This window comes from uncultured Porphyromonas sp. (assembly GCF_934359325.1).
Taxonomy (GTDB): domain Bacteria; phylum Bacteroidota; class Bacteroidia; order Bacteroidales; family Porphyromonadaceae; genus Porphyromonas_A.
Map to the genome: position 1 here is coordinate 1 of NZ_CAKRLH010000034.1, position 12228 is coordinate 12228.

Annotated in this window: 7 protein-coding genes, 1 pseudogene and 1 riboswitch; of the genes and pseudogenes, 1 reads left to right on the forward strand and 7 read right to left on the reverse strand. The window is 53.0% G+C overall.

Annotated elements, in window-relative coordinates; all coding sequences use genetic code 11:
- Positions 1–1508: TonB-dependent receptor plug domain-containing protein (locus tag Q0F21_RS02540; RefSeq protein WP_297237097.1), on the reverse strand; the 1508-nt coding region annotated here is incomplete at its 3' end.
- A 105-nt stretch (positions 1509–1613) separates the two neighbouring features.
- Positions 1614–1713: riboswitch (TPP riboswitch) on the reverse strand.
- 536 nt (positions 1714–2249) lie between these two features.
- Here Q0F21_RS02540 and Q0F21_RS02545 point away from each other — a divergent pair.
- Complete coding sequence (locus Q0F21_RS02545; protein WP_297237099.1) at positions 2250–3356, forward strand: TlpA disulfide reductase family protein; 1107 nt, start codon at positions 2250–2252, stop codon at positions 3354–3356.
- Positions 3357–3630: 274 nt separating this feature from the next.
- On the opposite strand, the gene Q0F21_RS02550 is transcribed toward Q0F21_RS02545, so the two are convergent.
- The 6 genes and pseudogenes from Q0F21_RS02550 to Q0F21_RS02575 form a co-directional block, all read right to left on the reverse strand.
- Positions 3631–4560, reverse strand: a complete 930-nt coding sequence (locus Q0F21_RS02550; protein ID WP_297237101.1) for a BsuBI/PstI family type II restriction endonuclease — start codon at positions 4558–4560, stop codon at positions 3631–3633.
- Complete coding sequence (locus Q0F21_RS02555) at positions 4548–6011, reverse strand: N-6 DNA methylase (RefSeq protein WP_297237103.1); 1464 nt, start codon at positions 6009–6011, stop codon at positions 4548–4550. Before Q0F21_RS02555 ends, Q0F21_RS02550 begins: the two co-directional genes overlap by 13 nt.
- 366 nt (positions 6012–6377) lie before the next feature.
- Positions 6378–7790: a RagB/SusD family nutrient uptake outer membrane protein gene (locus Q0F21_RS02560; protein ID WP_297237105.1), complete on the reverse strand. Its 1413-nt coding sequence runs from the start codon at positions 7788–7790 to the stop codon at positions 6378–6380.
- A gap of 18 nt (positions 7791–7808) precedes the next feature.
- On the reverse strand, positions 7809–11075 hold the full coding sequence (locus Q0F21_RS02565; RefSeq protein ID WP_297237107.1) for a SusC/RagA family TonB-linked outer membrane protein: 3267 nt from the start codon (positions 11073–11075) through the stop codon (positions 7809–7811).
- 204 nt (positions 11076–11279) lie between these two features.
- Positions 11280–11708: a transcriptional repressor gene (locus tag Q0F21_RS02570; RefSeq protein ID WP_297237109.1), complete on the reverse strand. Its 429-nt coding sequence runs from the start codon at positions 11706–11708 to the stop codon at positions 11280–11282.
- A gap of 1 nt (position 11709) precedes the next feature.
- A pseudogene (locus Q0F21_RS02575) lies at positions 11710–12228 on the reverse strand (hypothetical protein); the annotation flags it as partial.

The window sequence follows — 12228 nt, forward strand, 5'->3', positions numbered from 1 at the left end:
GTCGTGTAGGAGATGTAGTAGGAGTGGTTGCGTGAGGGGTGGAAGTTGAGTCCCACCTTGGGGAGGACAAAGTGGTAGGTCGGAGCGTTGGTGCCCTCGAAGTTGAGGACGTCCATCTTACCGGTCTTATCGGACTTCTTGTCGGAGAGTCCGTGCATGGTGGTGCGGGAGTAGCGGTACATCACGTCACCATATGCGAGGAGGTGGTCGGTGATATTCCACTCGCCCTTGAGGTAGGTGGCGATGCCGGTGACGGCGGAGGAGTTGCGATAGTACTCTGAATTGGGGTAGAAGGGACCAAACTCAGTCATCGTCCCCTTTGCGATCCCGTCGACCCAGGGGAGGATGCCATAGTGATCGCCCCAGTAGTGATTTCCGGAGAGACCAAAGTTGATACGACCCTTCTCACCGGTCCACATGGCGTTGAAGATCCCACCGGCGAAGTGGTTGTCGAGGTACTTCTCTCGCACAAGGTCAGCCTTTGTCTTGTTGCTCATCGGGACGACGAAGTACTCCCGGAGCTTGCGCTCATTCTTATACTCCCGAGTAAATCCCTTACCACGAGTATAGTGGAGGGTCACATCGTAGCTGAAGTTGTCCGTCGGCTGATGCTTGAGGATGGCATAGGTGTGGCTCTGGCGGTAGTTGTCGGTCTGGTCGGGGTAGAAGAGCTGCTTGGAGAGCTCTTTCTCGCCCTTATTCATCAGCCCGTCCGGATTGTAGCGACGACCATAAGAGTCTATCATGGACTGATTGGCTCCTGTCCACGCTACTTGAGTATGCTGGTCACCGAGATTGTGGATCAGCTGGAGGGAGTAATTGTCGCCCCCCTTGTAGGCCTGGAGGAGGTAGGAGAATCCCTTGTTTCCGCTACGATCCCGGTATCCATTGCCGGACGTGCGGGAGAGGAAACCACTGAAGCGCCAGTTGCCCGCCAGAGCTCCTGTAGTGAGGTGCACCATATCGCGGCGCATGCCGTAGGAGCCCCAGTAGGTGGAGACGCTACCACCGGTCTCGGACTCAGGGATAGCGATACGCATGTCCATCGTCGCACCGAAGGCTCCGGCGCCAAAGGTGGACGAACCGGCACCACGGACGATGACGATATCGGAGAGACGGCTGCCGAAGTCGGGCATATTGGCCCAGAAGACCGCCTGACTCTCGGAGTCATTGACCGGGACGCCATTGACGGTGATATTGACGCGCGAGGGGTCGACGCCACGGATGGAGAAGCCGGTGTAGCCGCCCATCGTGCCGGCATCCTGGGTGATCAGGAGGGAGGGAGTACCGCGGAGGAGCGTCGGCACGTCCCAGGCGGTGGTATGGAGCTTCAGCTCAGGGAGCTTGATCGTCTGCTTGGTGACCGGGGTGAGCTGTCCGGGGCGGATGCCGAGGACCTCGACCGCATCCAGGTCATACTCCTGAGAGACGTCCTGGGCACTGGCGCCGAGGAGGAGAGCCCCACTGAGAGCTCCGACAGACAGTAGTCTGGTGATAAGATGTTTCATATATCTGCTCATATAAGATGATAAAGTAAGTGTCACAACTACGGCACTAAGCCCACAGGGTATGGGCGAGCAGATTTTGATGATGGGGGACTACCTACACGGAGGTAGTCGGTATCACGCACTTTCCTACGTCGGAATTAACCGGACAGGTTCGGAGGGTCTGCTCTCAGCCTGCCCTTGCGGACAGGCACCCCTAGGCGAAGGCAACAAGACTTCTCTCATTGCGAGTGCAAAGGTAGTTATAATTTCCTAAAGACCCTCTTCTGATCGAGGTAAATCAGGGTGACGCATTTAAGCATTAGGTTAATTATGTACCGAAGTGGGCTCATCCGTGAGGCACCCGAAGGGTGCTCGCTCCATAGGCATCGGTCATCCGCGAAGCGGTGACCGATGTGCCGATACCCGCCTTAATCCCCTCGACCCCTTTCGGGTCGCCGAGCAGAAATCCCCTTTCCCGGCGCCCCCCCTCCGGGCATCGCATTCCCAGGGCAAGCTTGATAGTGCGACACCCTAGCGGGGTCGCAGGATTGCTTGTGATGCCTGGTCCACGGGTCTTCGGGGCTACGCCCCTCGACCTGTGGCTGAGGAGCGGGCACCCGCAAGGGGTGCTTTGTTGCCCTCTCTTCATAATGAGTTGATGGGCTTCTGTGCTACTTAAATGCGTCACCCCTGGGGTAAATCAGGAAAGTGGTAGATTTACACCTCAATGACTCATCTACATAATAAGATAAGAAACACAGTATGAAGAAGTCCCTACTTCTCCTCTCTGCCGGGCTACTGGCAGCCGGCACCATCGCCTGCACGAAGGAGAGCACCGCACCTCGCCTACGGGGAAGCAACCTCCCCCAGAGTCTCGAGGGGCAGTATGCCACGCTCATCGCCAAGGGCGGCCATCGGATCGACTCCGCTCAGGTAACCTCAGGAGCCTTTGAGCTAATCCTCCCCGACACCATCTCCGTCGCTCGTTACGACGTGGAGCTGGGTGGTCAGGCGATCGGATACTTCCCCGAGAGTGGCACCTCGACGATCATCCCCTACAGCGACAGAGAGGGATACACCTACGACGAGACCTCCACGCCGATGAATCGCCATCTCGCCACCCTCACGGAGGAGTACAATGCCGCCTACGGCGACTACGTCCGCGAGAGCCTCTCGCTCCAGGAGGCGTACAAGGCTGCCGGGAATAAGGTGACTCCCGAGATCTCTGAGAAGGGCGCAGAGCTCTCTGATCGCTTCTCCGCAAGAGTGGCCGAGATCGCTCGCAAGTGCTTCGAGGAGAATAAGGATAACGAGCTGGGACGGATGGCGCTCTCCCTCTACCCCACCTCCGACTCTAAGGGCTTCGTCGAGCTCTACGAGTCTGCCGGAGACCTGGTCAAGCAGGATCCGGACCTGAAGAAGCTCTATGAGCTGCAGCAGGCAGAGCATAAGACGAGTGCCGGTCAGCCCTACGTCGACGTAACGATGACCGATGAGACCAGCAAGGAGATCCGCGTGAGCGAACTCCGTGAGGAGGGCAAGCACCTCCTCATCGATGTCTGGGCCTCCTGGTGCGGTCCCTGTCGTGCTGCCATGCCTCACCTCGCCGAGATCGCAAAGGGACATCCATCCACGATCAAGGTGGTGAGCATCGGCGGGATCAACGAGACCTACGAGGCAAATACGAAGGCTCGCGAGGAGCTCGGTATGACCTGGACCACGGTCTTTGACACCACGACTGCCTTCGCCGACGCCTACGGCATCCAGGCGATCCCGACCCTGATCCTGATCAATCCCGAGGGCACCATTGAACTCAAGACCAATGACGCCAACGAGATGAGTGCCAAGATCGCAGACCTCGGCCTCTGATCACACCTTTCCCCCAAAACACAACGAGGGCGTGCCGTCTCATCCGAGACGGCACGCCCTCGCTTAGCACTGACCCCAAGAGGACCTTTGAATAATATCCTTCAGAGGCACCACTATAAGATTAGATTTCGCTCACACTTGCGAATACGTTTCCATTGATCTCCCCCACAACACTTCCTATTAATCCCTGCAACCAAAGCATTATGCAAAATCTTCCACGAAGAAACTCCTCCCTAAAACTCAAGACCATTGTACAATGGTCTTATTACGCCTATTATCTTGGTCCCATAAATTTATCCCCATTGAGGTGTATCATATGGTCTGGCATGTCAGCAATCCACACCTCTGTTTCCCATGCGAGTTGTTCAGAGAACTGTTTGAACTTCGAAAACGTAAGGAATGCTGTCACGAAGATTATTCCAGACTTCACTTCTGAGGACATCTGTGTAATGTCTCTCACTCTTTCCGGACTCATAGGTCCGACAGAATCTACTGCCTCAATAAAGTAAAGCCAGTCCTTATCTTCCCTGTAGAGGACAACATCCGGCATTTTGTCATGAATGGTTATAATCAGTCCCAGCTTACGCAACGTTGATTCGTCTTTAAACATATCCCTATGTGTGGTGTCCCCAACATAGAGACAGCTCGAGCCCGGAGCAAACCTTGGGGCAAACTCCTCGAGAATAGCTTTCTGAAGTTTGTTATGAGATCCGGGGCTAAAAGAATAATCACTCCCATTGATCCTAACAGGCATTTTTCGGATACGCTTCTTTGAAGTGTATACATCTACCAGCTTCTCATGATGATTAAGAAAAGATTTTAGTGCTTTATTTCTCGTGAGATCCATTTGGGATTTGTCCATTTGGTGTATAACACTCAAGAACTCGTCAGTCAGTCTGTATCCATATTTCGGGCTGTTCGTTGCAACACCGTTATCCTCAATCAGTGCAGCTGCTCTAAAATGGTGCATTGCCTGCTTCCGAATTGTTTCTCGTGTGTTTTCGGCATAGTTGACACCATAATTGGAACGTATGAAAACTATCACTTCGTGTATTCTAATCCAGTCATTAGTAGCATCGGTATACTTGTCACTATTGGTTAAATCAGCCATTGCTAGTATAGTTAGTGCACACAAGTCTGATTGCTGTGCCTTTGGCATTCCGATTGTAACGAGTAATGCCTTGATATCCTTTAGCTTATCCATCTTTTCAATATGTTATCACATTCAGACTGACTCAAAATCTTACCCTCTAATTCTTTTCCCATCTCACGGATGGTCTCTCGTGAGGGAACGGGCATATTATTGATTTCAGTTGCGTTGACTTGCGTTGAGCCATTAAGTATTCTGTAGTATTGATCATAGATAGTAGAATTGAGAAGAACATAGAGTCCATATGCCTCTTCTTTAGAGGTGCATTTTATGTAATTGATTTTGTTATGTGTGCTTATATACTTGAAGTCAGGATAATCAGAACACATATATATAGCACACTGCAACCGCCTTTTCTCCTCCTTGGCTGTGATGCGTTTAACGAATAAATAATTTGTGTTTTCTTGTAAGTAACTCTTGCTTTCAGTGTCAATGTACTCATTCTCTCTCCCCACGGGCCACACGACTCGTCCATTCTTAAAGTGCTGAGAATGAATAAGCGGATATGTGCTATCCGAGCTTTCACTTCGAAGCACTTTTCTTGTGCGAAAATCCACAATGATTCCTGTCTTCATTCGTAAATCGTCGGACACTAATGTGTGCGAGAGCCTTCCAAGTGTGTGAAGGACTTGCGATTCTTCATCGTTGGTAACCAAGTATACGTAGTTGTTCCTTCCCACTATGATGTTATAGTCAACGTTGAAGTACTTGATATCATGAAAATCTGATGTGCTCGAGGATGAGATTCTTATCTTCTGTGATTTCGCAGGACCCTTTCTCATTTTAACAATAACCGTCTCTTGCAATACAGCATCACCGACAAAGACTTTATCTCTACTGTCGAAAACATGAATGTCAGTTATAGTGCAGCGAGATAACATATACTTCCTGAATCTACTAAAATAGGTCCCAGAAGTCCAAGACCTTGGGACAATATAGACAAGCTCACCATCCTCTTTAAGGTTATGAATACCCATAGCCCAAAAAAGAAAGTATAGATTGGGAGACCCATGACACACACTTTTCATATGCAATGCTTCGGGTGAATTCTTGGCTATTTTCTTGTATGGGGGATTACCTATTACAAGATCGTAGCGTTCTGTATTCTCTCTCTCAAATAGAGCATTGTCGGAATCAAAAGCTTGGGAGGTGATGTAGTTCTCACCTCGAATTTCAAAAATAAAATTAGAGTCATTGATAGAGGCAAGGTTCTTTGCAAGAACGCCAAGGACTTTCTCGTCATTCTCATAGCATACCAACTCTACTAAGCCCTGATAACCGCTTTTACGAATATGATCTAACAATGCCACTGACAAAATACCACTACCGGCACCGGCATCAAGGATCCTTAGAGAACTCTTACCCATGTCAACATGTAACATAGACGCCATAAATAGGGCAGTAGTCTCTGGGGTGAAAAACTGCCCATACGTCTTTCTATCAGCTCTGGAATTATAGCTGAGAAACAATGATGTCCTGTGTACAGCTTCCTTTATTGGAGACATACGCATTACCTCTATTTAACAATAACTTCCTTGTAAATGTACGGAAATATAGTGTGAATACAACGTCTAAGGAACCCTTATTCATTGTGATCAACAGGAGGGCCAAGGCTATTCTGTAACTGTTTTAAGACAGGAGGGATTTAAAGTAGCCACAACTCGACAAGTGATCGCACTTTTTACATCTAATGGAGTGGATGAGCTCCAATAAGACATTGACTATATGAGAGGCACTACCTTTGCAGCACTAGGATTTAAGTCATTCACTTGACATAGTATTGTTCCGGCCTCTCTACCTAAAGAAACTATGAGGAGACATCCGGTGGTCCGGATATCTCCTCATAGAATTAGTAGTGTAGCGTACTGACGTTATTTCTGATTTTCCCAGAAGGCAAGCACCTTGGCGGGAAGCGGTACTCTCAGGTAGTCCGGCGACGTGGGAGATGCAACGACGGGATTGCCCTTCTCGTCATAGTGGGTGACCGTGACGGCAAAGTCGGGGTCCTGAGCGCGTCGCTTCAGGTCGACAATTCGGAAGAAGCCACGGAAGAGGAACTCCCGCTGCCGCTCATCAAGCACCGCACGGACCAGCTCCGTGCGATCGCTGATCAGAAGAGGATGATTGTCCACGATCCGATAGTCGCGCAGGTGATTGAGGAGACGAAGGGCCTCATCCGCACTCCCTACCCTCGCCTCACACTCTGCCGCAATAAGGTACATCTCAGGAGTGGAGATGCCGACATTGGGACGGATGGCAGGGTTCCATACCAGCTCGCCCGGAGGGCAACTCTCAGCACTTCCACCGGGTACACTCGTGATGAAGATCTCACGTCGCCGATCCTTTGTCCCCTCGAAGAGCTCTGGAATCTCATGTCCGACAAGGGCATACTCATCAAGACCACTGAGAGGCGAGAGGTGACGGATGAGGATATTCTCCGGATTGAGGAGAGCCTCGGGGTAGTTATTGCGCACCCCTGCCTGCCACTCTCCCTCGTCAAAGTCAAGCGTCTTGTAGTCTACCAGTTCGCTCTTAGTCTCTAGTGCCTTATGGGCATACTTGAGCGCGGTCTCATAGTCCCTCATCTGCCAGGCGGCGCGAGCGAAGATGCCGTAGCCGGCGCCCTTGCTCATGCGGTAAGCATTACCGGAGGGCTGGTCGGGCAGAGCAGGCAGTGCCTCCGTCAGGTCTGCGATGATCTGGCGGTAGACCTCCTCTTGAGTAGCGGGCGAGAGATCCTTATGATTGATGTCGTTGTCGGTGAGTAGAGCAACCGTCTTGATCTCTGCAGCACGCCCTTTATCGTACGACGGACCATAGATACCGACGAGGGTCAGATACTCCAGGGCACGACCGGCAAGCGCCTCCGCACGGACTCGAGACATCTCAGTCTCGTCTCCGGAGGCTGTCTTAAGTCCGGTGAGGATGGAGTTGTAGGTAAAGATCCTACTGTAAGCTGCATCGTAATTGCCATCCGCCTTGTCAGGGCCATAGAAAGGTGCCTGGTAGAGATAGATACGCCTCCAGACAGGTGTCATATTCTTCAGCGTCGTCTGGTAGTAGAGGTCCTCATCGAGTGTGGCAGGCACATAGATCTCATCCGCCATCAGGTCATACTCGGAGGAGGCGAGAGAGGTCAGCTTGTCGTCATTGAGCAGTAGCTCATACTCCTCCACCTTAGTCGGTATCTGGTAGCCCTTGGGGACATTCCCGAGAAAGTCCTTACAGCCGCTGAGCATCAGCGAGAGCGCGAGGAGAGCGAGTGTTTTGTATATCACTTTCATACGTTACGAGTCGATGGATTAGAGCGTAAGTGAGAGTCCGAAGGAGAAGGAAGCAGGCACCTGTGGCAGTCGTGCCGGTGTCCCCATCCCGAAGGAGTAAGCCTCAGGATCAATGCCCTTACCATTGGCAGCATAGTACCAGAGGTTACTGGCCTGGAGACGTAGGGTCACATCGGTCAGGTGCATCGATCGGAGAAGCGTCGACGGCAGTCTGTAGGCAAGCACCACATCTTTGAGACGGATATAATTTCCGGAGAGGACATGCTTATCGGCGCCGTACCAGGAAGCCTTCTCACCATCGGTGGGATCATTACCTGAGAGCAGAGGTGTGGTGAGGGGGTTGTCTTCATCGCCCTCCTTGCGCCAAGTGTGGATCAGGTCGGCATCCGTATTGGTCCCGGCAGTGACAAAATTGAGACCGGAGAGATAGGGAGCCACCACCTGGCGCAGCTTATGACCGCCATAGTAGACGAAAGCAAAGGAGAGCGACAGGTCCTTGTACTCAAGAGTACTCGTGAGACCGCCATTCCACACCGGGGTGAGCGTACCGACGTGGATCAGATCCTCCATACGCTCTGTCTCCGTGACCGCCACTCTCTTACCATCGGGGGTGGTAGTATAGACGTGCGGGCGTCCCTGCTCGATCCGATTGCCCTCCTCATCGGTGGTGTAGAGTCCGGCCCAGGGGAGAGCAAAGAGGCTATTAACCGGATACCCGGAGGTCTGCACACCGTAGTCACTCATGATGTACTTATTGACGCTCTTGTTCGGCTCGTCTACATCTAGGATTCGGTTGCGATTGTAAGCAAAGGTGAAGTCAGTGCTCCAGCGGAAGTCCGGACTCTGGAGATTAATGGTATGAAGTGTGATCTCTATACCTCGGTTGTTCATTGCTCCATAGTTCATCAAGAGACTTGCCCAGCCAAGTGTCGGATCACCGGATCGGGTACCGAGGAGGTTGCTCGTTGCCTTGTTGTAAAGGTCGATATATCCGCTGATGCGATTGTGGAGGATGGCAAAGTCGAGACCGAGATTGAGCGTCGCTGTCCGCTCCCAGGTGAGGGAGGGATTGGGCGGCGTCTGGATGGTACTGCCGGGCAGGCGGTTCATCTCTCCATACTGTCCGGTCCGGACGATCATATAGGGACCACCGACCTTAGGGATATTTCCTCCGATACCATAGGTAAGGCGAGGGGTGAGACGATCTACCCAGGTCACCTCCTTCATGAAGTCCTCCTTGTGCATCGCCCAGGCGGCACCGAGAGACCAGAGTGGCTTGTACTGGATCTTCGGGTCGGTGCCGAAGAGATTGGACTGATCGATGCGGACACTACCGGTGAGATTGTACTTGTCCAGGTAATCGTAGGAGAAATTAGCGTACATCGAGATGAAGCGATCGTCATGGTCGGTCACCCGATTGTAGCGATTGGAGGGGAAGGTGAAGCGACCGTTCATCGCCATCGTCCCGGAGAGATTGGCAAGCTTACCGGCGTCATAGGGGACCGATCCCAGAGAGATATCATCGTAACCCATCAGGTAGGACGAGGTGGAGGTGGAGTGGATCCTCCGCCACTCCGTACCGGCGAGGGCAGTCAGTCGGTGGTCCTCGCCGAAGCTGGTGTCGTAATTGGCCTGCATCCTCGCTGTATAGCCGGTCATCCCTCCACGGGTCTCGCGGAGATGCCCTCCCTTCGGTATGTAAGAGACATAACTGCCATCCTCGAGGACAGTGGCGGCATTCCGCATCTGCCGGACGGTGTAGGAGGTGGCATCAGCAAAGTTCTTGCTGTAATTGGCTCCCTTCTCCACCTGCAGCTGACCATCAAGTGTGAGACCGGTGAGCAGCTTATAGGACAGCTTTGCATTGACACGCGTGTAGCTATTCTCCCCTCGAGACCACTCCATGCTACGATCACGGAGAGGATTGTACTCCTCGCTCTCCAGCCCCTTCGCCAGGAGATCAGCCTTGGAGCTCTCACTCCGCTCCGTCGGGAGACTCAGATAGGATCCGTTGTCTACTATGGGCACATAAGAGGGAAGGCTATAAAGGAGACTGAGCGCACTGGGGGAACCATCGTCGGAGTAGGATCGTCCATAGTTGCCCGACACGGAAATATCGCTCGAGAGACGGTCAGACAAGTCGATCAGATTACGGAGCGAGAAGCCGATCGACCGATCACGTGACAGAGCATCCGTCGGGTGATTGCCGGCATAATTGACCGAAGCGATGAAGCGATTCCCCTTACCGGACTTGATCATGCTGACGTTATGCGTCTGCATTAGCCCCGTACGAAGAAGTGCATCCCTTATATCGCCGGTATTGCTGTAGCCTGACAGTCGACTACGCTCTGCCTGATACTCTGTGTCAGAGATCAGCCCCTCACTCCGCTTGGAGAAGAGCTCCATGAAGTAGGGATAAGCCTGCCTCTGGGATGAGAGCAGGGACCAGGTAATACCGGGGAACTGGCTCTGCATGACATACTCCGAGAGCTCAACGAGCTGCGCGGAGGAGATGCGGTGTAGGTAGTCATACGAGGGCTTTGCCGTCATCTCCATCACCCCGTCATAAGTGAGACTGAATCCCCCATCTCGAGAGCCACTCACGGTATTGATGACAATGACGCCATTGGCAGCTCGCGCTCCATAGATAGAGGCGGCAGCAGCATCCTTAAGCACTGTCACTCGCTCGATCATGGAGGGATTGATGCTCGAGAGATCGCCCTCGAGCGGCATCCCATCCACCACGATCAGTGGCTTCGTATTGCCGAGAAGAGAGGTGATGCCACGGATCTGCAGTTCACCTCCCCCACGAGACTGCAGACCGGCGACGCCACCCTCCAGTCGCTTGAGGAGCGAGGTGTCCAGCTTCTTGCTGATATCATCTTTACCCATGATCGCAAAGGAGCCCGTTGCACGCTCCTTAGAGATCGTCTGGTAGCCGGTGACCACCACCTCGTCCAGCTTGGCCACATCCTCGTAGAGGGTCACCTTGTAGTAGGACTTGTCCGGCTTGAGACTCAGGACAACAGTCGACATACCCACATAGCTGACGGAGAGTGTCTTCTCAACGACCGGGACCTCGATCCTGAAGGAGCCGTCCACCTCAGAGATCGCCCCCTTGGCGGCCTGTGGTGCATAGATCGTCGCGCCGGGGATCGGCTCACCATTGGTCTCAAGTACGAGACCGGTGATGACCCGGAGGCCGCTCTCAGTCTGTGCCTTTGCCACTGTGACGAAGGCTAACATCAGAAGGAGCGACAGGAGTGTATTAAGTCTTCGATTCATCATATAAAATAGTGGAAAAATCGGTTTTGTTTTCGAAGCGAAAGATACTGAATTATTTCCTTAAGTAAGTTAAGTCCGGAGAGGACTTTACCCTCTATCTATTACCGGTATTAGAAGAGACTTTTACCGGTATTAGAAGAGACTAATACCGGTATTAGAAATCCTCCTGAGGGGGTTGGCTCTTTGCTTCCTTTTCGATCGTGGTCAGTCACTCTCGTGCCGACGGCGACACTTGGGGCACTCGCCCTTGATGACAAAGGAGATGGAGTGCGGCGTGAAGCCCTCCGGCAACTCCATCTCGGGTAGTGTGAGATCCTCCATACAGAAGGACTGTCGGCACGACTCGCAGTAGAAGTGGATGTGCTCGTCCCGCCGGTCGCAGGGTCCCTCACTGCCACAGAGCTCGTAATTGAGTAGCCCTCGTCCGTCCTCAAAGGCATGGACAATGTCTTGCTCTAAGAAGAGCGTCAGCACACGGAAGATGCTGGACTTGTCCATCGGGCTCAGCGTCAGCTCCAGGTCAGTCAGCGTCACCGGATGCTCCTCAGCTCGGAGCGCCCTCAGCACAAGTACCCGATTGGCAGTCGGCCTGACTCCTTTCTGCTCGAAGTAAGTCTCTATCTGACGGGTCATCTCACTCGGGGAAGTAAGGACTCAAGGGAGTAAAGAGGAGCACGCCGTAGTCATGCGGCCTTACCCTGATGGTGTAGGGTCGATCACTCTCCAATGTCACCACCTCCTCGTCTCCGCTCTGGAAGTCAAGCATCCTGCAGCTCCTCCCCTCCTGACAGTGCAGGGTATCAAAGGCGTGTCTCGGGAGCGGCAGTGCGAGATCAGCAGTATGATCGGCAAAGTTGGCGACCACAAGTGCCAGCTTGCCCGGACGGTAGCGGAGGAAGGCATACTGTCTCCCGGGATCCAGCCTGTCGCCTACCGCATACATTAGGTCAAAGAAAAGCCCATGATCGAAGACCGGATGGCGAACCAGCTCAAGCAGTCGACGGTACCGCTCACGAAGCTCCCGCTGCTCCTCGGACCGCAGGGTCGGCTGGTGGAGAGCCCTCATCGACTCCATTGACCAGTAGTCGTAGATCGTGGTCCTGCCATTTCGTCCCGAGAAGCCCTCCTCATCCATACCATGCTCACCCAGCAT